The organism is Pantoea sp. PGP6 (genome assembly GCF_053474785.1).
The window spans coordinates 1,225,642-1,249,970 of record NZ_JBQBMA010000001.1; the positions used below are offsets into that span (position 1 = coordinate 1,225,642).

21 protein-coding genes are annotated in these 24,329 nt (G+C 55.6%); 11 read left to right on the plus strand and 10 right to left on the minus strand.

Translation table 11 applies throughout. From position 1 onward, the window contains the following. Positions 1-32: 32 nt before the first annotated feature. The 3 genes from ACLIBF_RS05900 (at position 33) to ACLIBF_RS05910 (ending at position 4,877) form a co-directional block, all read left to right on the plus strand. Complete coding sequence (locus ACLIBF_RS05900; protein WP_448309477.1) at positions 33-1,712, plus strand: glycoside hydrolase family 43 protein; 1,680 nt, start codon at positions 33-35, stop codon at positions 1,710-1,712. 340 nt (positions 1,713-2,052) lie between these two features. Continuing rightward, positions 2,053-3,432 carry a carbohydrate porin gene (locus ACLIBF_RS05905; protein ID WP_448309478.1) on the plus strand — a complete coding sequence of 460 codons (1,380 nt, stop codon included), beginning with the start codon at positions 2,053-2,055 and terminating at the stop codon, positions 3,430-3,432. Positions 3,433-4,103: 671 nt separating this feature from the next. Continuing rightward, entirely contained in the window at positions 4,104-4,877 is a 774-nt protein-coding gene (locus tag ACLIBF_RS05910; RefSeq protein ID WP_448309479.1) for a DUF3750 domain-containing protein, read from the plus strand. A gap of 33 nt (positions 4,878-4,910) precedes the next feature. On the opposite strand, the gene ACLIBF_RS05915 is transcribed toward ACLIBF_RS05910, so the two are convergent. Next, entirely contained in the window at positions 4,911-5,090 is a 180-nt protein-coding gene (locus tag ACLIBF_RS05915) for a hypothetical protein (RefSeq protein WP_031375368.1), read from the minus strand. A gap of 193 nt (positions 5,091-5,283) precedes the next feature. On the opposite strand from ACLIBF_RS05915, the gene ACLIBF_RS05920 reads away from it, so the two are divergent. Both ACLIBF_RS05920 and ACLIBF_RS05925 read left to right on the plus strand, forming a co-directional pair. After that, positions 5,284-5,529: a hypothetical protein gene (locus ACLIBF_RS05920; RefSeq protein ID WP_072051000.1), complete on the plus strand. Its 246-nt coding sequence runs from the start codon at positions 5,284-5,286 to the stop codon at positions 5,527-5,529. Between the two features lie 20 nt (positions 5,530-5,549). Beyond that, positions 5,550-6,047, plus strand: a complete 498-nt coding sequence (locus tag ACLIBF_RS05925; protein ID WP_069728712.1) for a helix-turn-helix transcriptional regulator — start codon at positions 5,550-5,552, stop codon at positions 6,045-6,047. A 3-nt stretch (positions 6,048-6,050) separates the two neighbouring features. On the opposite strand, the gene mgtE is transcribed toward ACLIBF_RS05925, so the two are convergent. The 5 genes from mgtE to ppk1 all read right to left on the minus strand — a co-directional run bounded on the left by mgtE (position 6,051) and on the right by ppk1 (position 12,141). Further along, entirely contained in the window at positions 6,051-7,484 is a 1,434-nt protein-coding gene (gene mgtE / locus ACLIBF_RS05930) for a magnesium transporter (RefSeq protein ID WP_031375370.1), read from the minus strand. A 124-nt stretch (positions 7,485-7,608) separates the two neighbouring features. Then, on the minus strand, positions 7,609-7,794 hold the full coding sequence (locus ACLIBF_RS05935; RefSeq protein WP_031375371.1) for a YfgG family protein: 186 nt from the start codon (positions 7,792-7,794) through the stop codon (positions 7,609-7,611). 101 nt (positions 7,795-7,895) lie between these two features. Next, the gene (gene tehB / locus ACLIBF_RS05940; protein WP_089561711.1) at positions 7,896-8,516 is read right to left on the minus strand and encodes a tellurite resistance methyltransferase TehB; all 621 of its coding nucleotides are present in this window, start codon (positions 8,514-8,516) and stop codon (positions 7,896-7,898) included. A 35-nt stretch (positions 8,517-8,551) separates the two neighbouring features. Continuing rightward, on the minus strand, positions 8,552-10,075 hold the full coding sequence (gene ppx / locus ACLIBF_RS05945; protein WP_031375372.1) for an exopolyphosphatase: 1,524 nt from the start codon (positions 10,073-10,075) through the stop codon (positions 8,552-8,554). Positions 10,076-10,080: 5 nt separating this feature from the next. Beyond that, on the minus strand, positions 10,081-12,141 hold the full coding sequence (ppk1, locus tag ACLIBF_RS05950; RefSeq protein WP_031375373.1) for a polyphosphate kinase 1: 2,061 nt from the start codon (positions 12,139-12,141) through the stop codon (positions 10,081-10,083). A gap of 150 nt (positions 12,142-12,291) precedes the next feature. Here ppk1 and ACLIBF_RS05955 point away from each other — a divergent pair, with 150 nt between their 5' ends. The 3 genes from ACLIBF_RS05955 to pstB are packed head-to-tail and all read left to right on the plus strand — an operon-like array spanning position 12,292 to position 16,781. Then, positions 12,292-14,370, plus strand: coding sequence for an ABC transporter permease subunit (locus ACLIBF_RS05955; protein ID WP_448309480.1), 2,079 nt, complete (start codon positions 12,292-12,294; stop codon positions 14,368-14,370). Continuing rightward, on the plus strand, positions 14,367-16,001 hold the full coding sequence (gene pstA, locus ACLIBF_RS05960; RefSeq protein WP_279809774.1) for a phosphate ABC transporter permease PstA: 1,635 nt from the start codon (positions 14,367-14,369) through the stop codon (positions 15,999-16,001). Before ACLIBF_RS05955 ends, pstA begins: the two co-directional genes overlap by 4 nt. Positions 16,002-16,013: 12 nt before the next feature. Beyond that, positions 16,014-16,781 (plus strand): phosphate ABC transporter ATP-binding protein PstB, encoded by a 768-nt coding sequence (pstB, locus tag ACLIBF_RS05965; RefSeq protein WP_031375376.1) that lies wholly within the window; start codon positions 16,014-16,016, stop codon positions 16,779-16,781. A gap of 284 nt (positions 16,782-17,065) precedes the next feature. Here the strand turns inward: pstB and purN are convergent, their stop codons facing one another. Together purN and purM are read right to left on the minus strand one after the other, a co-directional pair. Beyond that, complete coding sequence (gene purN, locus ACLIBF_RS05970) at positions 17,066-17,704, minus strand: phosphoribosylglycinamide formyltransferase (RefSeq protein ID WP_031375377.1); 639 nt, start codon at positions 17,702-17,704, stop codon at positions 17,066-17,068. After that, on the minus strand, positions 17,701-18,741 hold the full coding sequence (purM, locus tag ACLIBF_RS05975; protein ID WP_031375378.1) for a phosphoribosylformylglycinamidine cyclo-ligase: 1,041 nt from the start codon (positions 18,739-18,741) through the stop codon (positions 17,701-17,703). Before purM ends, purN begins: the two co-directional genes overlap by 4 nt. 229 nt (positions 18,742-18,970) lie before the next feature. Here purM and upp point away from each other — a divergent pair, with 229 nt between their 5' ends. From upp to hda, 3 genes are all read left to right on the plus strand, one after another. Further along, on the plus strand, positions 18,971-19,597 hold the full coding sequence (gene upp, locus ACLIBF_RS05980) for a uracil phosphoribosyltransferase (protein ID WP_031375379.1): 627 nt from the start codon (positions 18,971-18,973) through the stop codon (positions 19,595-19,597). A 159-nt stretch (positions 19,598-19,756) separates the two neighbouring features. After that, on the plus strand, positions 19,757-21,040 hold the full coding sequence (gene uraA, locus ACLIBF_RS05985; RefSeq protein ID WP_031375380.1) for a uracil permease: 1,284 nt from the start codon (positions 19,757-19,759) through the stop codon (positions 21,038-21,040). A 106-nt stretch (positions 21,041-21,146) separates the two neighbouring features. Beyond that, positions 21,147-21,848: a DnaA inactivator Hda gene (gene hda, locus ACLIBF_RS05990; protein ID WP_180217190.1), complete on the plus strand. Its 702-nt coding sequence runs from the start codon at positions 21,147-21,149 to the stop codon at positions 21,846-21,848. Here the strand turns inward: hda and arsC are convergent. Together arsC and bepA are read right to left on the minus strand one after the other, a co-directional pair. Next, the gene (arsC, locus tag ACLIBF_RS05995; protein WP_031375382.1) at positions 21,845-22,192 is read right to left on the minus strand and encodes an arsenate reductase (glutaredoxin); all 348 of its coding nucleotides are present in this window, start codon (positions 22,190-22,192) and stop codon (positions 21,845-21,847) included. The two genes, hda and arsC, sit on opposite strands and share 4 nt — an antisense overlap. Before the next feature lie 30 nt (positions 22,193-22,222). Next, a complete protein-coding gene (gene bepA, locus ACLIBF_RS06000) occupies positions 22,223-23,686 on the minus strand; it encodes a beta-barrel assembly-enhancing protease (RefSeq protein ID WP_046288175.1) in 1,464 nt (487 codons plus the stop codon). Positions 23,687-24,329 lie beyond the last annotated feature (643 nt).

Below are 24,329 nucleotides of genomic sequence, written 5' to 3' on the forward strand. Positions count from 1 at the left end.
ATAGCCAGCTTAAACTTAAAAGGTATGATTATATGTCTCTGATTCAAAACCCTATCTTACCTGGATTTAATGCCGATCCGAGCATTATCCGTGTAGAAGACACCTACTATATTGCAAACTCTACTTTTGAGTGGTTCCCGGGTGTTCGTTTACATGAGTCAAAAGACCTGGAACACTGGAATCTTCTCCCGGCCCCATTATCAACAACCGCACTTTTAGATATGAAAGGAAATCCTTCATCCGGCGGGATTTGGGCACCAGCGCTTTCGTATGCTGATGGTAAATTCTGGTTAGTTTATACCGATGTGAAAGTCACCGAAGGTGCCTTTAAAGACATGACGAATTATCTGACTACAGCCACTGACATTCGTGGCCCATGGACAGATCCGATTAAACTTAATGGTGTCGGTTTTGACGCTTCACTTTTCCATGATGACGATGGTCGTAAATACCTCATTCAACAAACCTGGGATCATCGCGAGTATCATCATCCTTTTGATGGCATTACGTTAACTGAGCTTGATACACAGACGCTGAAATTAAAACCAGAAACTGCGCGAACGATTTATCGCGGTACTGCCGTCGCCCTGGTCGAGGGGCCACATCTCTACAAACTGAACGGCTATTATTATCTTTTTGCCGCTCAAGGCGGAACCGTTTTCACTCACCAGGAAGTCGTGGCGCGTTCAAAAACATTGAATGCCAATAGTTTTGAAACACAGCCAGGGGAAGTGTTCTTAACCAATATGGATACGCCAGACAGCTATATTCAAAAGCAGGGGCACGGCTCGTTGGTCTCAACCCCGACAGGGGAATGGTATTATGCTTCGCTTTGCGCGCGTCCGTGGAACCGTGTCGGTGAGTCCGCCTACGACCCTCGTGGTTGGTCTACCCTGGGGAGAGAAACCTCTATCCAGAAAGTGTATTGGGATAAAGATGGCTGGCCACGTATTGCAGGAGGCCACGGTGGACGAACGTTTGTCGAAGGGCCAGCAGATGCGATTTATACCGAAAGCGCAAAAGATCATAGCCAGCACGATGATTTTATAACGGCGACACTTGATCTCAACTGGAATACGCTCCGGGTCCCGTTCACCGAAAAAATGGGAACGACGGGTGATGGAAAGTTAACCCTGACAGGGCAGGGATCGCTAGCGAATACCCATGACCTCTCGCTGATTGCCCGACGCTGGCAAGCCTTTTATTTTGATGCGCAGGTTAAAGTTAAATTTGAGCCATTTAATTACCAGCAAATGGCAGGGTTAACCCATTATTACAACGAGCGCCATTGGAGTTTTGTTTTCATTACCTGGAATGAAATTAATGGAGCCGTTATCGAAATTGGTGAGAATAATCGTGGGAAATACACCTCCTATCTGAAAGATGAGGCCATTAAGATTCCGGAGGAAACGCAATATGTCTGGTTTCGCACCAAAGTTCGGAAGGAAACCTATAGTTATGAATATAGTTTTGACGGAATCAATTTCACTGAAATCCCTGTCAAATTAGATTCAGCCATCCTTTCAGATGATTATGTACTGCAAAGCTATGGAGGATTCTTTACCGGAGCATTTGTTGGCCTCGCGGTCGTTGACTATTCTGGTTATGCTGCCAGCGCAGAGTTTTATCACTTCAGTTATCAGGAGTTGGGTGATTTTCTAATTGAAAATAACACTTATAGCTGGGATGCCAGTGAATCACGATTTAATTAAATACTAAGTGTCAATTCAGGTAATAAGTGCAACGCCAGCCTTAATGCTAAGGATGGCGTTGCGCCGGATAAGCGCACCAGCCTCTGACCGTGAAGGAGTCTTAGCACCGAATTATCGGATGCAATCCTTGCTGCAATTTGAATTAGTGGAATGGATTATTCACTTTTGACCCCAGTAATATTTACTCACCCTGACTACGGAGACACTCATTACGCTAATTATTTAACTGTACCTCTACGAAATAAAAATAAAATCAACTTGTTTTGGTGACGTTGTTTCTATTCACACCGAAACAGGATGGTTATTTTCTAAAGATATAATTAATTAATTTGAGATAGCCATGAAAACTGTAAAAACAATCCCTTTAGCAATGGCGATAATTACCGCACTGTGCTCTGTTTCCGTTCTGGCACAGGAATTAACTCAGGAACAGATTGACGCCATTGTCGCTAAAGCGGTTGATAAAGCCCTGGCCGAAAGGCAGGCGAAAATCACTGCTGCTGCCGATAAAAAAGTCGACGTTATTACCGACCCGCAAACCACTGCTGCCTCTCCGGATTTAGCCATTCCATTTGGTCTTAAATTCAGTGGCTACGCCCGCTACGGCAGCCACTTCCAGGCGGGCGATCAGAAATATGTTGGCGTCGAGGGATCCTATAACGGTGCCTCGGCGATCGGTCGTCTGGGTAACGAAAGTAACGGCGGTGAATTCCAGTTGAGCAAAGCCTTCAAAAGCGACAGAGGGGCCATCTGGGACATTAACGTCATGTTTGACCACTGGAGCGATGAAGTGAACCTGAAAAAGGCCTATGCAGGCGTCACTAACGTCTTCGAATCAAACCCAAATGCCTATATCTGGGCTGGCCGCGATTTCCATCAACGTCCGCAGCAGGGGATCAACGACTACTTCTGGATGAACCATGACGGCCAGGGGGCCGGGGTGAAAAACTTGGCTATTGGCGGCATTCAGTTTGACGTGGCAACGGTGTCGCAGGTGAAATCCTGTAGCCCGGAAGTGTCGGCCGATGAGACTAATCCATCACGTATCACCTGTACCGGTAGCTCCGACACCGGTGATGATGGCCATTATGCGCTGACCACCAAAACCCACGGCATCAAGGCCGGGCCGATTGATGTCGAAGTGTACGCCAACTACGGCTTTGACTCGAAAGCGATAGACAACGATGAGCAGCTCGATGCCTGGCAGGGCGGTCTGGTACTGAGCCACACCAACGACAGCGGGGTGAACAAAGTCATTCTGCGCTATTCCGACAACTCGGATAACAGCGTCTACAACAAAACGGACGATCTGACCACGGTCTACGCCAGCTTCGAGGGCAGTCATAAGTTTACCCGGCAGGCGCAGCTCGATTATTTGCTGGCCTTCCATGACTACGATGACGGTAAGGACAACACCGACAACCGTAAAAACTATGCTGCGATTGTGCGACCGATGTATTTCTGGAACGACGTGCACTCAACCTGGCTGGAAGCCGGCTACCAGCGTGTGGATTACGATCAGGGCGGAGATAACAAAGGCTGGAAACTAACGTTATCGCAGAACATCGCCATTGGCATGGGGCCTGAGTTCCGTCCGATGTTGCGCTTCTATGTGACCGGCGGTCAGGTGGACAACGCGCATATCGCCAGAGCCGATGCCACCAGCAACGAGCAACTGGATTCGCTGAATGTCGGCGGCATGTTTGAGGCGTGGTTCTGAGTTAGCTTATAAACCTCCTCGTCACTCGTAAGGAAGGAGAGTCCGGACCCGGAGCAGACCGGTGCCCGGATACCTGGCTGGCAAGGATAACAAATCCGTCATCCCAAAGAGAGATGGCGGATTTTTATATAGCAGCAATGTTGTTAAATGGGATGTCAGGCATCAGCCTGAAGGCTCAGGCTCAGGCTCAGGCTCAGGCTCAGGCTCAGGCTCAGGCTCAGGCTCAGGCTCAGGCTAAGAAGCCTACGATCGCAGCTCGCTGTTTTGGCGTTTCTGTAAGGCCGAATGGTCAAGTCCGGTTCGGCGTGGTGTTGGGTTTTTGCAGGGAGCCGTCTGGCGAAATGGAGCGATTGACAGCCGCCATCAAGCCAGCATCCAGAGTAAGCGCCGCTGTTCCGCAATTTTACGGCAAGGCAGACAGATGAAGACTGGACGAAACAAACCGTGCCCTTCTGCCCGCGGTTTTAACCTTTCAGCGCATCCCCGGCCGCCGCTGGCGTTTTATTGTTCACTTTGACGAGAATTGCGCTATTCTGCTCTGCAGTAGAGAGACGCGCGCCACACTTGTCGCCAGCCTTTACCCGCCGCTTTTGCTCAATATCCCAAAGCCGCCCCGTGTAAATCCGACTGCTCAGCAGACGTTGCCATTTATTGTCTTCAGGAATGTTGTCATGCTTCCACTTAAAGTGTTCAGCCTGTTTTTTGTTGCCGTCTTACTGTTATCGCTGGGGGCCAGTATTGCGCAGGCCACTCGCCACAGCGATAACAGCGAAAAGGGCGGCTGGTGGTCGGCCCGTCGTGATTCGGCCGGTATCGCGCCCGATCCGCGCGCCATAGCCAACCTGGCTATTGTTCAGGTCTATGCCGCACCGACCTATGGCTGGAAAGGTGCGGTAGCGGTTCATCCGTGGATCATTTTCAAACGCGCTGGCGAAAGCCGTTATAACCGTTATGAGGTGATTAGCTGGGGCAGCGGCGATAAAGTCCGCCGCAACACCAATATTCCTGACGGGTACTGGTACGGCGCGAAACCACGGCTGCTGGTGGAGCATCGCGGCCCGGCGGCGGAAGCGATGATTCCGCAGATTGAGGCAGCAATTAAATCTTACCCGTGGCCAACCACCTATCATGCCTGGCCGGGACCCAACAGTAATACCTTTCTGGCACACATTGGCCGTGAAGTACCGGCACTGAAGCTTGATCTGCCCGCTAATGCGCTGGGCAAAGATTACCGACCGCTGTGGCGTCCGATTGGGTTGCCGCCATCGGGACGTGGATTACAGGTGTCGATTCTGGGCGTGGCGGGCGTGACGCTCGGCGCAGAAGAGGGCTTTGAAGTGAACCTGCTGGGATTAAACATGGGGCTGGATTTCACCCCTTTCCGGTTACGTCTGCCGTTTATCGGCGGCCTCGGCCACGACAACCTTCAACAGAATAACCCGTAACAGTCCGGCCCCGTTCGTCGGGGCCAGTTTTCATCAGCAGACGCCGAAGTCGCCTTCTTCGTGATACAGATTCACGCTATCAGCCTTCACTTCAATCTCTTTTTTGGTCGCATCGTCTGTGCGTGCGCACCACAGAGTATCGCCTTCTGCCCGCAGCACCTGCATTTTTGGACCGCCGGTCTTTGACTGGACAAAATCATCCGGTTTAAACATGTTGCCTCCATAGTTTGTTGTTCATTCTGGTCGCATAAATCCACTGTTGATGATTTTTTGCGTGCCGTTTTCCAGTTTATACCCTGACTGTTTTACCGCGAGAAAAAGTCTGCCCATGCTGAGCCGCATAATCTCCACTTTAACAAGTTGTCAGTTGACAACCCACTGGTTTCACGTCACGCTAGAGGCTCAAATGGTCAGAAAGCGACATCACAGTAAAGAGATTGAATCGGCTTTATGTTACGCCGAATCCCATGGATGGCGGGTAGTACCGGGCGGCCATCATGCGTGGGGCAAGATGTACTGCCCGAAAAACCTGATGACCTGTCGGTGCGGCGAGTTTTGTCTGACCTGCATCTGGAGTACGCCGAAGAGTGCGCAAAACCATGCCAATGCCCTGCGCCGCGTGGTTGATCATTGTCACTTTCTTACGGCCTGACACAGCAAAAGGAGCGGCTCATGGAATACCGTTTTACTTTACGATTTAGCCTGCCAGCGGAGCACGCCACGCAGGATGAGATGCTGGAGAATCTGGCACTGGCGGGCTGTGATGATGCGCTGGTCGGGCTCGGCGTACCTGGCAGAATTGCGCTGGAGTTTAGCCGTGAAGCCTCTTCTGCCAGTGAGGCGTTGATGCGCGCCGAAGCAGAGGTCATCGGCGCCATACCCGGTGCCATGCTGGCGGAAGCCGCGCCCGATTTTGTCGGACTGACGGATGTGGCGGAATTAACCGGCATGTCGCGGCAGAATATGCGCAAACTGATGCTCAGCCACCGCCCGCCGTTTCCGTTGCCGGTGCATGACGGCAAAACCGCCATCTGGCATCTGGACGATGTGCTGAAGTGGTTAAGCCAGCGCGGCACCTATGCGCTGCCAGCCGCCATCGGTGAACTGGCGCAGGTGACGCGCCAGCGTAATCTCAAGCGAGCATTACAATGCAACCCGGGCCGCGCCTGAGGCTCAGTGCGGCAGCAGGAACAGGGTAGCCAGTCCCAGGAAGATAAAGAAACCGCCGGTGTCGGTGATGGCGGTGATCAATACGCTGGAGCCGACGGCGGGATCGCGCTTCATTTTGGTCATCACCAGCGGTACCAGCACGCCCATCAGCGCTGCCAGCAGCAGATTCAGCGCCATCGCCAGCATCATCACGCCGCCCAGCGCGAGGTTGTCATACATCAGCCAGGTGATGCCGCCCATAATCCCGCCCCAGAACAGGCCGTTGATCAGCGCCACGCCGAGTTCACGGACAATCAGGAACGAGAAGTTTCCCGGCTCAACCTGATGTAGCGCCAGAGCACGCACAATCATGGTGATGGTTTGATTACCGGTATTGCCGCCGATGCCAGCGACGATCGGCATCAGAGTGGCGAGCGCCACGATTTGCGAGATAGTGCCTTCAAACAGCCCAATCACTCGCGAGGCGACAAAGGCGGTGCAGAGATTAATCGCCAGCCATGCCCAGCGTTTACGCACTGACTTCCGCACCGGCGCAAACACGTCCTCTTCCTGACTGATACCGCCCATTTTACGGATATTGCTTTCGTTTTCGGCATTCACCAAATCGATAATGTCTTCAATAGTGATACGGCCTATCAGGCGGCCCTTTGCATCAGTAACGGCCGCGGAGATCAGGTTATAACGTTCGAAGGCGCTGGCGGCATCTTCCGCCTTATCGTTAAGCTGGAAGGTGGTGGGGCGGGCATTCATTACCTCACTGACCAGCGTTTTCGGCTTGTTCAGCAGAATATCGGTCAGCAGCAGTTCGCCAAGCAGCAGATTATCGTCATTGGTGATAAAGATTTTATCGGTGCCGCCTGGCATGCTTTTGTGCTTACGCAGATATCGCTGCACCGTGGCCAGCGTCACGTCGTCGCGTACCGTCAGGATATTGAAATCCATCACCCGACCGACGCGATCGCGATCAAACTCCACCATGCTCAGCATGCGGGCGCGCAGGCCCGGTTCCACGGTCGCCAGCAGGCGGCCCGTCAGGTCACGAGGCAGATATCGTGCCAGCCACACCTGATCATCAATATCCAGCGGTTCGATGGCGCGCAGAATATCGCGATCGCTCATCTCTTCGGTCAGGCTGGCCCAGACGGTTTCCGAGGCTTCCACCAGTACCAGACCGCGCCGTTCGTTTGGCACCAGTCGCCACAGCGCCTGACGTTCTTCTTCCGGTAAGGCTTCGAGGATGTCGGCAAGGTCGGCAGCGTGCAGCTGACGAATATCCTGCTCCAGCGCGTCACGCTGGGCCGCATTTTCACGTTGCTGTTCAGGACTGAGGTCGCTGGATTTATCCAGCAAAGCATCAACCAGATCGTGCTCGTTGAGCAGCAGCGTCAGAATGCGATGACGTATTTCACTTAAACGTTGAGAGTGTGAGGCAGACACATTGAATCCCTTTAGTCTGAAAGCACCAGCACGAAGTGTAGCGTTTCGCCTGAAAAAGGGATGCAAAAAATGGCGCAGTCAACCGGACGGCGGGGCAGTTTTTCAGGCGAAAAAGTCGTGTTCGCTAACGCGTATCGCCAGAACTGACGGCAACCGGTTCAGGCAGCGATTTTTGTTGCTGATGATGTTCGAAGGCAGCAGGCAGGATAAAAATCAGGCGGCTAAACAAAATGATAAAACTGATCAGCAACACGATACGGGTCATGGTGCCGGTTTTTTGACGTCTTCGGGGAGAAATAGCGCTGTTCACGCGGGGTGGTTCCTGTAATGACCCAAAGCTGGGCGACCGCAACATTTAGTCACAGTCGCCAGACGAAATCAATCGCGGTTGAAAAAAACAGCAGACAAAGATCAGTAACTGGCTTTCTGCGCCAGCAGCGTGGCGAAGCGGCAGTTAATGCGATTGCCGTGTTCATCTTTACGGTGCAGCTGGCCAGGATTTTCGTTGTACTTCACGATATGCCAGTTACGGTAATAATTGCTCAGCTCGCCCGATTTAAACGCAAAGGTAAAATCGCTCGGGCAGGGCATATCGTCGGTGTTCATCGCTGCCACAATCAGGTTGTAGCCGTTTTTCACCGTGCAGGCCTGCATATCAGCAATCAACTGCGGAATGCTCTGCGGTTGCAGAAACATCATCACCACTGTCGACAGCACAAAATCGTAGCCACCGTTAAAGCGCGTCTGGTTCAGATCCCGTTGTTCGGTATGGATGCCGCTCAGACCTTCCCGCTCGATGATATCGTGCAGGCGCGCCAGGCTTTGCGGATTATGATCCCATGCGGTGACGTCGAAACCGTGCTGATTAAGATACAGCGTGTTACGCCCACCGCCACAGCCGAGATCGAGTGCTTTCCCGACGTTGAGCTGTGGTAGCGCCGCCACGACTTCAGAGTGAGGCGGCGTCAGGCCGTAGGTTTCGGCAAAATAGTGTTCGTCACGCAGACGTTCGGTATGTTGTGTCATGGTCATCAGTTCAGTTAAATGGGTGCCAGGCACCCACGTTATCAGGCCTCTTCGAGGATCAGTTTCCATCCGGTGACATCATTCCAGTAACCCTGCTCGCGCTCGAGATCGAGCTGTACCAGGGTGTTCTGACTGAAATAGCCCGCGGGGAAAATCAGCGTCCAGTGGCCGTCGTCGCACTTCAGCACCAGAGTATCCGGCCGTGTGGTGGCCTGGCGCTGATTATTCAGCAGGGTACCCAGACGCAACAGGAAAATCAGCGGCACGAACTGCTTCTTCTTAAACAGCGTCACCCGCGGCAACTCATCGAGTTTCACCGCTTTCCGGTGGAATCTTACCAGCGCCGCCAGCAGCATTTGCTGATCCTGATTAAAGCCAGGCATATTGGTGTTTTGCAGGATGTAGGCTGAATGGCGCTGCAGACCGCTATGATTGATGGTCAGTCCGACTTCATGCAGCATTGCCGCCCACTTCAGCAGCGCCGCCAGTTGCGGATTCGCCAGTTTGGGATTCTGATCGCGCCACTGCAGATAGAGCTGTTCGGTAGTGTCGAGCACGCGTCGCGCCTGATCGCTGTCGATGGCGTAATGGTTCGCCAGACTCTGCGCGGTGCGGCTGCGGATATCCTGATGACGGAAGCGGCCTTCCATTTCGTACAGCACGCCTTCACGTAGCGCACCATCGGAGAGGCGCAGCTCGCGAATTGCCAGCGCGTCGAACACGCCGCACAGAATCGCCAGTCCCGGTACAAACACCCCTTTACGCTCTTCCGACAGGCCTGGCAGACTCAGCGCGGCAAACGATTTATGTTTGATCACTTCGTCATACAGTTTGTCGAGACGCTCAGGCGTAATCAGCTTCTCTTTCTCATCCATCGCCTGCAGCACTTCACAGGCGGCTTTGATGGTGCCGGACGCACCCAGCGCATATTGCCAGCCATGCAGACGATACTGCCACGCCAAAGTTTCCAGCTTCTGTGCGGCCGCTAAGCGGGCGCGACGGAAATTCTCGCGGCTGATTTCACCGTTGGGGAAATAGAGCTGCGCGAAACTGACGCAACCCATGCGGCGGCTTTCCACCAGCTGCGGCTCAAAATCCTCGCCAATCACCAGTTCGGTTGACCCGCCACCGATGTCGATCACCAGCTTACGACCTTTCTCCGGCTGAGTATGCTCCACGCCCATAAAGATCAGACGGGCCTCTTCATGGCCTGAAATCACCTCAATCGGATAGGGGATCACCTCGGCGGCCCGTTGCAAAAAGGTTTCGGCGTTGACCGCCTGGCGCAGCGTATGGGTGCCGACAATGGTGACATTGCTCGGGCTGAATCCCTGCAGGCGTTCCGCGAACAGCGCCAGGCAGGTTAATCCCCGCTCCATCGCCTCTTCGCTCAGGCGATTACTGGCATCCAGCCCGTCAGCCAGATGGACGCGCTGCTTCAGGCGACCCAATACCTGCATCGCGCCATCCACCACCCGGGCGATGACCATATGGAAGCTGTTCGATCCGAGGTCGATCGCCGCAAACTCCTGGGGTTTTGGCGTACTTTTATGGGAAATTGGCATAGGATTTATTCAGGTTGTTCCAGGTTCTTGATGTAATCATAAATGGCCAGCTGCGATCGCACTTTGCGACGATTGCCGCGCTGGACGTAATGGTTACTCAACTCTTTATCGACGATGCGGGCTTTTACCGTATCACTTAACTGAATAGCAATAATGTCGAGTATGCGCTGCTTAATACGTGGATCGAGAATCGCCACCGCCACTTCGATGCGGTAATCAATGTTACGCGTCATCCAGTCAGCCGAGGAGAGGAACACTTTTTTATCGCCGCCATTGTCAAAAATATAGACGCGATCGTGCTCCAGATAACGGTCAACGATACTGATGACGCGAATATTTTCACTGATCCCCGGCAAATCGGGAATTAATGAGCACATGCCGCGCACCAGCAGATTGACCTTAACCCCCACGCTGGAGGCTGTATAAAGCCGGTCAACCAGTCCTTTGTCCACCAGATTATTGATTTTCAGAGTAATGCCGGATGGCTTTTTCTGCTGCGCATTGGCGATTTCGTTATCGATCAACTCATACAGCATCCGGCGTGAGTTCTGCGGTGACACCATCAGATGATCGAAGGTGACCGGCCGGTAAGGGTTCTCGATAAAGTTAAACACCCGGCGCACTTCGTTGGTGATACGCGCATCGGCGGTCAGCAACGAGTAGTCGGTATAGAGGCGGGCGGTTTTTTCGTTGAAGTTGCCGGTACCGATATGCGCGTACCGCACAATCTCTTCACCTTCACGGCGGGAAATCAGGAACAGCTTGGCGTGGATCTTCAGCCCCGGCGCAGAGAAAATTACGTGCACGCCCGCTTCGGTCAGGCGCTTAGCCCAGTAGATGTTCGCCTCTTCATCAAAGCGCGCCTGCAGTTCAACCACCACCGTCACTTTTTTACCGTTATAGGCCGCATGAATCATCGCATCCATGATGCGTGAGTGTTTGGCGACGCGATAAATATTGATTTTTATCGCCAGCACGCTGGGGTCAAACGACGCCTGACGCAGCAGTTCCAGCACGTGCTCAAAGGTATGGTAAGGATAATAGAGCAGCACATCGCGATCGCGAATGGCATCAAAGCCATTGCGGAAGCCATCAAATCCGATATGGCGAATCTGCGGCAGCGGCCGGTTCACCAGGTTGTTTTTGCCGACGTTCGGGAAGCCAATGAAGTCTTTAAAGTTGTGGTAGCGTCCGCCGGGCAATATGGAATCGAAGTTAGAAATGGAGAGCTTGTGACACAACAGTTCCACCATCGAATCGGGCATGTCGCGCTGGTAGACAAAGCGGACCGGCTCGGCGGTCAGGCGTTGCTTCAGGCTGGACGACATCAGCTCCAGCAGACTCGATTCCATCTCCGTCACCAGATCGTACTCGGCGTCACGCGTCATCTTCATCGAATAGGCGTTCAGTGCGTCGTAGTCGTAAAAGCCTTTGAAAATATCGTCCAGGCAGTAACGTAAAATGTTATCCAGCAGGATCATCGGCTTACGACGACGCGGCGGCTCAGCCGGCAGATTAATGAAACGCGGCACTTTATCGGACGGGATCTCCAGCAGCGCATAACGAATGGTATCGCCGCGGATAATTTCCACCGCCAGATAGGTGTAATCGTCTTTCAGAAATTCGGTCAGGTCAGTTTCATGGGTGATCAGAATCGGCGAGATATGCTGGCGCAGTTCATGTTTGAAATAGTGGCGCAGCCACGCCTGCTGATTCGGCGAGAGCTGGCGCTCGTTGATCAGGAAGATCTGATTACGCGCCATCTCCAGCAGCAGATCGTTATACAGGGCGTCGAACTCCTGGTCAGACTTCAGGACTCGCTGCTGGATCTTCTTGAATAAATGACGTGGCGTACTGGCGGAACCCTGCTCTTCACCAATCAGAATGCGGCGTTTCAGGTCGGCGAAACGCACCTTGTAGAATTCGTCGAGGTTATTGGAGTAGATACCGAGAAAACGCATCCGCTCAATCAGCGGATTACTTTTGTCCGCCGCTTCCTGCAAAACCCGTTCGTTAAAGGATAACCAGCTTAATTCTTTTTCAATATAAAGCTTTACCTGACCCATTCTCACTCCATATAGCGGTTGCAGGACTGAAGATCCAGTGTCCCTGATCATTATGGCGAGAGTATGGCAGCGTTGTCCAACGTCAATAGTTGTCTTATCAACCGGCTACGGGCAACATAGCGGCTTGTTTTTGCCTGCTACCGGAACCGCATGAGCGTAAACCACATCCCAGTCCAGTTCAGCGACCGTAAGCGTCGTGCCGTTGACCGCCTGACGCGGCGGCTGGTCACGTCCTGTGGCATTGCGATTCTGCTGCTGATGTTGCTGCTGTTTTGCTGGCTGATTGGCGTGGTATTGCCGCTGTTCAGTGCACCGGGTCTGCAGATTGCCAGTAATCAGCAGCTATGGGATCGCGCGCCGGCGTTAGCCCTCGGCAATGATGGTCGTATCGGCTGGCGTATCAGCGCGCACGGCGCGGCGCGGTTTATTCCGCTGGATGGACAACCGGCGGAACCGGCGCTGGCGTTATTGCCGCCACCGCAACAGGTGGTGCGCAGTGCCGACGGCCAGACGCTGCTGCTGAATATGCAGGGTGCGCTGATGCTGATGCAACCGACAGCGGAACAGCAGTGGCGCTTTCCGCTGGGCGACAAACCGTTTCACCTGCCGCACGGCGCGGTGACAAAAATGGCTCTGGCGACTCGCCATCCAGGCCAGTGGCGTATCGCGGCGCTGACCGACCGCGGCCTGACGGTGCTAACGCTCGGCACCGATCAGCAGGCCGCCACTGTCGATCTGCCACAGCAACAGCTGGACCTGCTGGCACTTTCCCCGGCAGGCGATCTGCTCTATACCACCGAAGGCAACGTGCTGCGGGTCTGGCAACTCGACGAGGATCAGGCGCGGTTGCGTGAAACCCAGACGCTGCCGCAGCGCCCGCAAAGTCTGCATCTGCTGGTGGGCGGTAAGAGCCTGCTGATTCAGGATCAGAGCGGCATTACCCAGTGGTTTGCGATCGCCAGCCCACAGGGACCGCGTCTTCAACGCATCCGGACGTTCGCGCACAGCGCGGGAGTGGCGAAAGTGGTCACCGAGCCGCAACGTCGGGTGTTCGCCACCCTCAGTGAAAATGGCCTGCTGCGGCTGTTCGCCAGCAAACAGGATGGCCCGATTCTGCAGCGCCAGCTGGCGCCAGGCATTCTTGACGCGCAGTTCTCACCGCGTGGCGACAGTCTGCTGGTTGAGCGAGCAGGCAGCTGGCAAACCCTGCGGCTGGATAACCCGTGGCCTGACGTCACCTGGCGTAATTTCTGGCAAAAAATCTGGTACGAAAATTACCCGGCACCGGACTGGATCTGGCAATCGACCGCGGCGGGCGACAGCTATCAGGGCAAGTTCAGCCTGGTACCGATGGTGGTCGGCACGCTGAAAGCCGCCAGCTTAGCGCTGCTGTTTGCCACGCCGTTGGCGCTGGCGGCAGCCATGTATACCGCGTTTTTTATGGCACCGGGCCTGCGTCGCTGGGTTAAACCGGCTATCGAAATGATGGGCGCGCTGCCGAGCGTGGTGGTGGGGCTGATTGCCGGTGTCTGGCTGGCACCGCACATCAGTCAGGCGTTGATTGGAGTGCTGTTGCTGCCGCTGACGCTGGCCGCCAGTTTGCTGCTGTGCGGCGTGCTCAGCGCGCGTTTACCGGCGCGCTGGCGACAGCCGGGCCGCGAGGTGCTGATTCTGCTGCCGCTGCTGCTGCTGGTCACCTTACTGACGCTGTGGCTGCCAACGCTGTTTATCCCTGACGCAGGCGACTGGCTGCCACATTATGAACAGCGCAACCTGCTGGTGGCGGCGCTGGCGATGGGCTTTGCGCTGGTGCCGCTGATATTTACGCTCTCTGAAGATGCGCTGTTCAGCGTGCCCGCATCGCTGGGGCAGGGCTCGCTGGCGCTGGGTGCCACGCCGTGGCAAACCCTGACCCGAGTGGTGTTGCCTGGCGCCTCAGCCGGGATCTTTGCCGCCCTGATGATCGGCCTGGGCCGCGCGGTGGGGGAAACGATGATTCTGCTGATGGCGACCGGCAACACGCCGCAAAGTCAGGGCGGATTGTTCAGCGGACTGCGCGCCCTGTCAGCCAATATCGCCATCGAGATGCCGGAAGCCGCCGCTGGCAGCGCCCATTATCGCATCCTGTTTCTCAGCGCCCTGATGCTGCTGCTGTTCACTCTGGTGATCAATACCGTGGCGGAGCTGATCCGTCAGCGTTTGCGCCAGCAGCATGAGGAGCAGGTATGAAGGTGATGCGACAAAACGATCGCTGGCGCTGGTTAACCGCCGGTGCCGTGGCGGTCTGCCTGTTAGCCTTTACGCTGTTGATTGGCCTGCTGGCCTGGCAGGGCGTCCGGGCTTTCTGGCCGCAGCGGGTTGACCTCTACAGTTTCAGCCAGCCCGACGGGCGTGAGGTGCGCCTGCTGGGCGAAACTCTTGAGCATCAGCCGCGCTTTCCTGCCCCGGCTGACGAGCAGGGCAACAGCGGCGGACAGGTTCATCGCTACCTGATTAAAACCGGCAACCGCGACTGGGACGCACCCGATTTCCGCGTGGTCTACAGCCGGCAAGCGGCCAGCGTCAGCCAGCCGAAAGCGATCATGGTGTTGCAGCGTCGCAGTCACGGCAAGGCTTACGGCTGGTTTATCGGCCTGCGCGAAGATAATGAGGTCTTAACCGCCCGCAATCCCGATGCGCTGCTGCATCAGCGGCTGGCGCAGGTACAACTGCTGGTGCGGCAGGCCAATCAGATTCGCCGGGTAGAGATGGCACGCGTCAACAGCCAGCGTGAGCAGCTGGATGAACAGGCCACGCAGCAGCGCGCCGCCGGTCGCTTTGATCTACAGACCCAGTCGGAATATCAGGCGAATCAGGCGGCCTTGCAGCGTCGGTTCGATCATCTCAGCGAGACGCTGGCCAGCCTGCAACAGCAGAGCCAGCGCGACGTGCTGATCCTGCGGGATGTGCATGGCATCGACCACGCGATTCCGCTAACGGAAATTGTCGATAGCTGGAAACCCAACGCAATGACGCTGGGCGAAAAGAGTCTCCATTTCCTGCATCAGTTGTGGCGCTTTGTCAGCGACTCGCCGGCCGACGGTGGAAGCGAATCCGGTGCTTTCCCGGCGATCTTTGGCACTGTGCTGATGGTGTTGCTGATGTCGATTGTGGTGATGCCGCTTGGGGTGATCGCCGCAATCTGGCTGCACGAATATGCCGGGCGCAACGCACTGACCCGGCTGGTGCGGATTGCGGTGGTTAATCTGGCCGGGGTGCCTTCAATCGTGTATGGCGTCTTTGGCCTTGGCTTTTTTGTCTGGCTGGTCGGCGGCACGATCGATCAGCTGTTCTTCGCCAGCGCATTGCCCAATCCGACCTTCGGCACGCCGGGCCTGCTGTGGGCGGCGTTAACGCTAGCGTTACTGACGCTGCCGGTGGTGATCGTGGCGACGGAAGAGGGACTTTCCCGCATTCCAGATAGTCTGCGTCAGGGATCGCTGGCGCTTGGTGCCACGCAGGCGGAAACCCTGTGGCATGTGGTGCTGCCGCTGGCGGTGCCGGCAATGCTGACCGGATTGATCCTCGCCGTGGCACGCGCAGCGGGCGAAACCGCACCGCTGATGCTGGTCGGGGTGGTGAAAATGGTGCCGGAATTACCGATCGATGCGGTGTTCCCTTATCTGCACCTCGACCGCAAATTTATGCATCTTGGCTTCCAGATTTACGATCTGGCGTTTCAGAGTCCGAATATTGAAGCTGACCGGCCGCTGGTGTTCGCCACCGCGCTGCTGCTGGTGCTGATTATTCTGTCGCTCAATTTGCTGGCGATGAGCCTGCGTCACCGCCTGCGTGAACGCTATCGCCTTATGACTCAATAACAGGCTATGACTATGACGCCCGACACTGACATTGCGCTCACCGTTAACCATCTCTCTCTGTGGTACGGCGAGCGCCAGGCGCTGCAGGACATTTCGCTGCAGGTGCCAAAAAACCGCATTACCGCGCTGATCGGCCCGTCCGGCTGCGGTAAATCGACCCTGCTGCGCTGCTTCAATCGGATGAACGATGTGATCGATCACTGTCGGATCGACGGTGAGGTGCTGCTGGGCGCGGTGCCGATCATGCGGCCGGATCAGGATCTTTCTGCGCTGCGTCGGCGGGTCGGGATGGTGTTTCAGCGGCCCAATCCGTTTCCGAAGTCGATCTATGAAAACGTGGTTTACGGCCTGCGATTACAGGGCGTGCGCGATCGGCGGGTGCTGAACGAAGCCTGCGAACGTGCGCTGCGGGCGGCGGCGTTATGGAGTGAGGTGAAGGATCAACTGGGGCAGAATGCGCTGACGCTCTCGACCGGACAGCAGCAGCGGCTGGTGATTGCGCGGGCGATTGCTATCGAACCGGAGGTTCTGCTGCTGGATGAACCGACCTCGGCGCTGGACCCCATCTCTACCCTGGTGATTGAAGAGCTGATGACAACGCTGAAGCAGCACTTTACGCTGGTGCTGGTCACCCACAATATGCAGCAGGCGTCACGCGTATCGGACTATACCGCTTTTATGCATCAGGGCGCGCTGGTGGAGTTTGACGATACCGATCGCATCTTTACTGCGCCGAAACAACGACGCACCGAAGATTACATTACCGGCCGCTACGGTTAAGGAAAGGGATAAGAGCGGGGTTTAGTCAGACGACTGATAAACTTAAAGCGATGGGAGCCGATGCCCGGAGTAAAGCATCGCGGGCCATCGACAAAAACGTCGGGAGCGTTTTTGAACAACGCAAAGCGTTGGCCCGGCTACGGGCGCACCTCAGGGATGAGGTGCGTAATCGCCCGCGCTGAGCGGCCAGGGATGGCGTTTTTTGCGTCTTTACGGAGGGCACAGGCTCTCTGAGCCTTTACTCTGCCATCACTTCAGAAGAAATGATGGCTTCTCCTTCCACGTCAGTCGTTTGCATAGCCCTGCGGCGGCAAGGGTTCACCGTCCAGCCAGGCTTTCCCGTCACGCATCCTGAGCCGTCCGTCGATAAACCAGCTAATCACCAGCGGATAGATCGCATGTTCCTGATGCTGCACCCGCTCAGTAATCTCCGCCTCACTGTCATCCGGGAATACCGGCACTTTGGCCTGCAGGATCACCGGGCCGCCATCCAGTTCATCGGTGACAAAATGCACTGAGGTCCCGTGTTCGCTATCGCCGTTCTCCAGTGCCTGACGGTGTGTATGCAGGCCGGGGTATTTCGGCAGCAGAGAAGGGTGAATATTCAGCAGGCGGTCATGGAAATGGGCGACAAACGCACTGCTGAGAATCCGCATATAGCCTGCCAGTACCACCAGATCCGGTGACCAGGCCTCGATTTCAGCGATCAGCTGACGGTCGAAGGCGTCACGATCAGCGAAGTCGCTGGCGGCCAGCGCTTTGGCGGGAATGCCCGCTTCCTGCGCCCGGGTCAGGCCATAGGCCGCAGCACGGTTGCTGATAACGGCAGCGACGCTGCCGTTAATCCGCCCGCTGGCGCAGGCGTCAAGGATGGACTGAAGGTTGGTTCCGTTGCCGGAAATCAGTACAACCAGCTTTTTCATCCGTTGATGACCACACGCTCTTCCGCATCGGAGGCCTTGATCACGCCCAGCTTCCACGCTTTTTCACCGGCAGCCTGCATCAGCGCGACGGCTTTGTCCGCCTCATCCGGGCTCAGGGCAATGATCATCCCGACGCCGCAGTTAAAGGTGCGGTACATCTCAAAGCGGCTGACGTTGCCCGCCTGCTGCATCCAGCTGAATACCGCAGGCCACTGCCAGCTCTTCTCGTCAATCACCGCCTGGGTGTTGTCGGGCAGGACGCGCGGAATGTTTTCCCAGAAGCCGCCACCGGTCAGGTGCGCAATCGCATGCACATCGACCTGCTCAATCAGGCTGAGGATATTTTTTACGTAGATGCGGGTTGGTTCCAGCAGGTGGTCAGCCAGCGGTTTGCCTTCCAGCTGTTCAACCAGCGGATCGGTATTGCTGACTTCCAGAATCTTACGCACCAGCGAGTAGCCGTTAGAGTGAGGACCGCTTGAACCGAGCGCGATCAGCACGTCGCCGTCCTGCACTTTACTGCCGTCGATGATTTCTGATTTTTCAACCACGCCGACACAGAAACCGGCTACGTCGTAATCTTCACCGTGGTACATGCCCGGCATTTCAGCGGTTTCGCCGCCAACCAGCGCACAACCTGACTGCAGACAGCCTTCGGCGATGCCGGTGATCACCGCAGAAGCGGTATCAACGTCCAGTTTGCCGGTGGCGTAATAGTCGAGGAAGAACAGCGGCTCTGCACCCTGAACCACCAGGTCGTTGACGCACATCGCGACCAGGTCAATGCCAATCGCATCGTGGCGCTTAAGGTCCATCGCCAGACGCAGCTTGGTGCCGACGCCATCGGTGCCGGAGACCAGCACCGGTTCACGGTATTTTTGCGGCAGCGCGCAAAGCGCACCGAAGCCGCCCAGTCCACCCATTACTTCCGGGCGACGCGTCTTTTTCACTACGCCTTTAATACGGTCAACCAGGGCGTTACCAGCATCAATATCAACACCGGCGTCTTTGTAACTGAGAGAGGTCTTGTCGGTCACTGCGAGGTCCCCACGCGAGTTGCGGTTGGTGGTTTAAATAAAGCGCGGCAATTCTACCAGCGCAGGCAAACGTTTGCGAGTCCGGGATTGCGCACCAGGCGATTTTCATCAATCCTTATTTTGTCCCGGTAAATGCTGCCGCCTTGCGCAAGGATAAGTGGCGCGAAGGCGAAAAGGCGGTATAATCCCGCGATTTTTTTTTAGCTCAACTCATTCCGGGAGAACACCAATGAAGATCGTGGAAGTCAGACACCCGCTGGTCAAACATAAACTGGGCTTGATGCGTGAGCATGATATCAGTACCAAGCGTTTCCGCGAGCTGGCATCAGAAGTGGGCAGCCTGCTGACCTACGAAGCCACCGCCGATCTGGAAACCGAAAAAGTGACTATTGAGGGCTGGAACGGCCCGGTGCAGATCGATCAAATCAAAGGTAAAAAAATTACGGTGGTCCCGATTCTGCGTGCCGGTCTCGGCATGATGGAAGGCGTGCTGGAGCATGTTCCCAGCGCACGCATCAGCGTGGTGGGCGTCTACCGTGATGAAGAAACCCTGGAACCTGTTCCCTATTTCCAGAAGCTGGTCTCGAACATTGAAGAGCGCCTGGCGCTGGTGGTAGACCCGATGCTGGCGACCGGTGGTTCAATGATCGCCACCATCGACCTGCTGAAAAAAGCCGGTTGCAGCAGCATTAAAGTGCTGGTGCTGGTGGCCGCGCCAGAAGGGATTGCCGCTCTGGAAAAAGCGCATCCTGACGTAGAGCTCTATACCGCGTCGGTCGATCAGGGACTGAACGACAAAGGTTACATCATTCCTGGGCTCGGTGACGCCGGGGATAAGATTTTCGGAACCAAATAAATCGCATAGCCGGCCGGAGAGTCGGCTTTTTTTTGGCAAAAAAAGCATCATCCCCAATCGGATAACACCCGCCGTCTGGCATCAGCTTCCCGCACTCTGCGTGACGCTGCGTCGGCGCGGGTGTCACCAACGGGGAAAACTAACGCAAGGGGATAAATGATGACTCGTCGCGCCATTGGCGTCAGTGAACGACCGCCGTTACTGCAAACCATTCCACTCAGCCTGCAACATCTGTTCGCCATGTTTGGCGCCACGGTGCTGGTGCCGATTCTGTTCCACATCAACCCGGCTACCGTACTGTTATTCAACGGTGTCGGCACGCTGATTTATCTGTTTATCTGTAAGGGCAAAATTCCTGCCTATCTTGGCTCAAGCTTTGCTTTTATCTCGCCGGTGCTGCTGCTGTTGCCACTGGGCTACGAGGTGGCGCTCGGCGGATTTATTCTATGCGGCGTGCTGTTCTGTATTGTGGCGCTGATTGTGAAACGGGCCGGTACCGGCTGGCTGGATGTGATGTTCCCGCCGGCGGCGATGGGCGCGATTGTCGCAGTCATCGGCCTTGAACTGGCTGGCGTGGCGGCGAATATGGCCGGTCTGCTGCCGGCTGAGGGCAGTTCGCCCGATAGCACCACGGTGATTATCTCGCTGGTGACGCTGGCGGTGACGGTGTTTGGTTCGGTGCTGTTTCGCGGCTTTCTGGCGATCATCCCGATTCTGATCGGGGTGCTGGTCGGCTATACGCTCTCGTGGTTTATGGGCATCGTCGACTGGAGCGGGGTAGAGAACGCGCCGTGGTTCGCGCTGCCAACCTTCTATACGCCACGCTTCGAGTGGGTGGCAATGCTGACTATTCTGCCGGCGGCGCTGGTGGTGATTGCCGAACACATCGGTCATCTGGTGGTCACGGCCAATATCGTAAAGAAAGATCTGATCCGCGACCCTGGCCTGCACCGCTCGATGTTCGCCAATGGCTTATCAACGGTGATTTCTGGTTTCTTTGGCTCGACCCCCAACACCACCTACGGTGAGAATATCGGCGTGATGGCGATTACCCGCGTCTACAGCACCTGGGTAATTGGCGGCGCGGCGATCCTCGCCATTCTGCTGTCCTGCGTCGGTAAACTGGCGGCGGCGATTCAGGCGATCCCGGTGCCGGTGATGGGCGGCGTCTCGCTGCTGCTGTACGGGGTAATTGGCGCGTCCGGTATCCGGGTGCTGATCGAATCCAAAGTGGATTACAACAAAGCGCAGAATCTGATCCTGACCTCGGTAATCCTGATCATCGGCGTCAGCGGCGCGAAGGTGCATATCGGCGCGGCGGAACTGAAAGGCATGGCGCTGGCCACTCTCGTTGGCGTGGGATTAGCGCTGATCTTCCGCGTGATTTCACTGCTGCGCCCGGAAGAGGTAGTGCTGGAAGCTGACGAACGCCAGGATAGCTGATCGTTAGCCGCTTCCTGAGAACGGGGCAGGGACGCTCCATTCATCTCTTTCTGAAAACTGTGGTAGACTTCCCCGGTTTTTTGCTTGTTCTCTTGCTGAGGTGCTTCTGAACACGCCGGCACAATTGTCATTGCCACTCTATTTGCCTGACGACGAAACCTTCGCCAGCTTCTGGCCGGGGGAGAACCCGTCGCTGATTGCCGCGCTGAAAGGTGCTCTCAACCAACAACATGGCAGCTATCTCTACTTCTGGTCGCGCGAAGGCGGAGGCCGGAGCCATTTGCTGCACGCAGCCTGCGCAGAAATGTCAGCGCGCGGTGCGGCGGTCGGCTATGTGCCGCTGGATAAGCGCACCTGGTTTGTGCCGGAAGTGCTGGAAGGGATGGAGCAACTGTCACTGGTATGCATCGATAATATCGAGTGCATTGCCGGCGAGCCGGAGTGGGAAATGGCGATCTTCGATCTCTACAACCGCATTCTGGAAACCGGCAATACCCGCCTGTTTATCACCGGCGATCGTCCGCCACGTCAGCTTAATCTGCAGTTGCCCGATCTGGCTTCGCGTCTCGACTGGGGCCAGATCTACCGTCTGCAGCCGCTCTCTGATGAAGATAAGCTACAGGCGTTGCAGCTGCGCGCCGGATTGCGCGGCTTTGAGCTGCCGGAAGACGTTGGCCGCTTCCTGCTGAAGCGACTCGATCGCGAAATGCGCACGCTGTTTGATACGCTGGATCGCCTCGATCGTGCATCGATCAGTGCCCAGCGCAAACTGACCATCCCCTTTGTTAAAGAGACGCTCGGCCTTTAAATAATCCCGAGTACCGCCTCCGGTGGGCGGCCGATACGCGCCTGGTCGCCATTAATCACAATCGGTCGCTCAATCAGGCTGGGATGGTCAACCAACGCGGCGATCAGTTCAGCCTCACTCTTCGTTTCCTCCGCCAGCCCCAGCTCATGATAAAGCGGCTCTTTGGTCCGCATCAGCTGGCGTATACTCTGCATCCCCAGCTTTTGCAGCAGGATTTGCAGCGTGTCGCGGGTTGGTGGGGTTTGCAGATAGAGCACCACCTCGGGTTCAATGCCGCGTTCCTGTAACAGCGCCAGCGTTTCGCGACTCTTGCTACAGCGCGGATTGTGATAAATCGTCACCATTTCAGGCGATCTCCTCTGATAACGGGCCGGTTAGCCTTTCTGATATTGTTTAAAACGCTGCTGCAACTGCCGCAGCTGATCGATACGGGCATCGTAACGCGCCTGCTTCAGGCTGCCGAGCGGCACCTGGGCGCTGGCGCTGCTAAGGGTAGTGATCGCCTGGTCAAGCTGGCCGTTGAGCGCCAGGCTTTCAGCGCGCGCCGACAGCTCTTCATCGTTCAGTCCCTGCTGTGCTGATGCCTGTGCCAGTAAGTCCCAGCCGTTAGGATCATCTTTGTTGGTCCAGGTGTAGCGATTCAGAATGCGGCTGGCGTTGGCCGGCTGTTTCGCTTCAACGTAAGCGTTTGCCAGGTTGAGCTGCACTACCGGGCTGTTCTTCGCGCCGGTCGCGCCGGTAAGCAGGGCGATCGCCTGTTGCGGCTGGTTCAGTCCGATGTCGATATCCGACATGATATCGAGGAACCAGACGTTATCCGGCTGCTTCGCCAGCAGCGGAGTGATGATCCGCTTCGCATCGGCATAGCTTTTCGCCTGTAAAAACTGCACTGCCTTACCGTACTGCGACGCCAGCTGTTCGCGGGTGTTACCGCTGGCGTACTGGTTCAACAGTTCATCGGTCAGCTGATTGCGGCCGGTGGCGTACATCCCCAGCGCACGCACCTTCGCCAGATAGAAATCCTGACTGGACTGCACCACCACCGGTCGCATCTGGTTGGCGCGGTTGCGCGCATCTGCCAGACGGCTGTCCGGCAGCGGGTGCGTCAGCAGAATTTCTGGTGGCTTAGACGAGAAGCGGCTCTGATCGGCCAGCTTCTGTAAAAAATTTGGCATCGCCTGGGGATCGAAACCGGCACGTTGCAGCACCTGAATCCCGATGCGATCCGCCTCCTGCTCGTTACCCTGGGTGAAGCTGATAATGCCTTGCTGGGTTCCCGCCAGCGTACCGGTCAGCGCCGCCATACCGGCCTGCGGATTGGCCATCGCCAGCAGAATTGAGCCCAGCGCGCCGACCCAGGTGAGCGGGGCATTGCGCTTTTGATCTTCCATGGCGCGTGCCAGATGGCGCTGCGTCACGTGCGAAATTTCATGCGCCATTACCGAGGCCAGCTGGCTTTCATTTTCGGTGAACCGGAACAGCGCAGAGTGCAGCACCACATTGCCGCCAAAGAAGGCAAAGGCGTTGAGTTCATCGTTCTGAATCAGAAAGAAGTGGAACGGCGTCTTAACCGAATCGGCGTGTGACACCAGCCGCTGGCCGAGCTGATTGATGTACTGGTTAAGCAACGGGTCATTGATCAGGGGAGCACTGGCGCGCAACTGGCGAACGTAGAAGTCGCCCATCTGTAATTCCTGATTAATCGACAGCGTTGAGCCCGCTGTGGTCCCCATATCGGGCAGTGAATCACTGACGTCGGCCCAGGCAGGTGCCAGACTGGTGAACATCAGCGTTGGGAGCAGTGCGGCGATCAGCGTTTTTTTTAACCGGTTCAACATGCCTTAATCCTGTAGAGAGGCCCTGAAACTGGCCAGGTGCGCAGCGGTAAGCTTCCGTTTTTTCGCAGCTAACAACGGTTCGCAACTATCTTAACCACAGCATGATAAGAAAGGAATGGGGTTATCTACGCCGGATGGCGTCTGTTTTGTGCAAGATCGCCTTTTCTGGCGAAAAAAATTGAATATGTTAAAAACCTAAACCGGAGTTAAACGAAAAAACGCCAGCCGCCTGAGCTGAGGGTAATGGGCGAGGAGAAACTGGCTTATTCAGGTTTTCTCGATGTGGTCGCGGGAAATAAAGCAGATTATGCTGAGGGTGAAATAAAACGCTTTACGCGCTTAGTTTAAAGTTATGTAAATTCACTCAAAAAAATTGAATATGGCATGAATTTTTCCAGGTTTAATCCGAAAAAAAGGCCATTTCGCGCGTTTTATGTCCGTCGTAACGATTAAATAAATAATTCCTCCTCATCGGATAGTCATTGCAGGCTCCAGAAAATAGTGGCATTAAATTAACCTGAAGTGATCATTAATGCGGGCAATTAATAAAGATATTAAGGTCCATCTATTATTCGCTTTACGTCAGATGTTGATGAAAATTTTCGATTGGTAAAGCACGATCATTATTTCTGTCGTAACCAAA

Excerpts from the sequence above, each read along its gene's own strand:
- uraA (WP_031375380.1), top strand. The coding sequence starts at position 19,757 with ATGACTCGTCGCGCCATTGGCGTCAGTGAACGACCGCCGTTACTGCAA.
- ppk1 (WP_031375373.1), bottom strand. The coding sequence starts at position 12,141 with ATGGGTCAGGTAAAGCTTTATATTGAAAAAGAATTAAGCTGGTTATCC.
- ACLIBF_RS05910 (WP_448309479.1), top strand. The coding sequence starts at position 4,104 with ATGCTTCCACTTAAAGTGTTCAGCCTGTTTTTTGTTGCCGTCTTACTG.
- ACLIBF_RS05920 (WP_072051000.1), top strand. The coding sequence starts at position 5,284 with ATGGTCAGAAAGCGACATCACAGTAAAGAGATTGAATCGGCTTTATGT.
- pstB (WP_031375376.1), top strand. The coding sequence starts at position 16,014 with ATGACGCCCGACACTGACATTGCGCTCACCGTTAACCATCTCTCTCTG.
- pstA (WP_279809774.1), top strand. The coding sequence starts at position 14,367 with ATGAAGGTGATGCGACAAAACGATCGCTGGCGCTGGTTAACCGCCGGT.
- ACLIBF_RS05900 (WP_448309477.1), top strand. The coding sequence starts at position 33 with ATGTCTCTGATTCAAAACCCTATCTTACCTGGATTTAATGCCGATCCG.
- bepA (WP_046288175.1), bottom strand. The coding sequence starts at position 23,686 with ATGTTGAACCGGTTAAAAAAAACGCTGATCGCCGCACTGCTCCCAACG.
- ppx (WP_031375372.1), bottom strand. The coding sequence starts at position 10,075 with ATGCCAATTTCCCATAAAAGTACGCCAAAACCCCAGGAGTTTGCGGCG.
- ACLIBF_RS05955 (WP_448309480.1), top strand. The coding sequence starts at position 12,292 with ATGAGCGTAAACCACATCCCAGTCCAGTTCAGCGACCGTAAGCGTCGT.
- ACLIBF_RS05905 (WP_448309478.1), top strand. The coding sequence starts at position 2,053 with ATGAAAACTGTAAAAACAATCCCTTTAGCAATGGCGATAATTACCGCA.
- tehB (WP_089561711.1), bottom strand. The coding sequence starts at position 8,516 with ATGACCATGACACAACATACCGAACGTCTGCGTGACGAACACTATTTT.
- upp (WP_031375379.1), top strand. The coding sequence starts at position 18,971 with ATGAAGATCGTGGAAGTCAGACACCCGCTGGTCAAACATAAACTGGGC.
- arsC (WP_031375382.1), bottom strand. The coding sequence starts at position 22,192 with ATGGTGACGATTTATCACAATCCGCGCTGTAGCAAGAGTCGCGAAACG.
- ACLIBF_RS05925 (WP_069728712.1), top strand. The coding sequence starts at position 5,550 with ATGGAATACCGTTTTACTTTACGATTTAGCCTGCCAGCGGAGCACGCC.
- ACLIBF_RS05915 (WP_031375368.1), bottom strand. The coding sequence starts at position 5,090 with ATGTTTAAACCGGATGATTTTGTCCAGTCAAAGACCGGCGGTCCAAAA.
- purN (WP_031375377.1), bottom strand. The coding sequence starts at position 17,704 with ATGAAAAAGCTGGTTGTACTGATTTCCGGCAACGGAACCAACCTTCAG.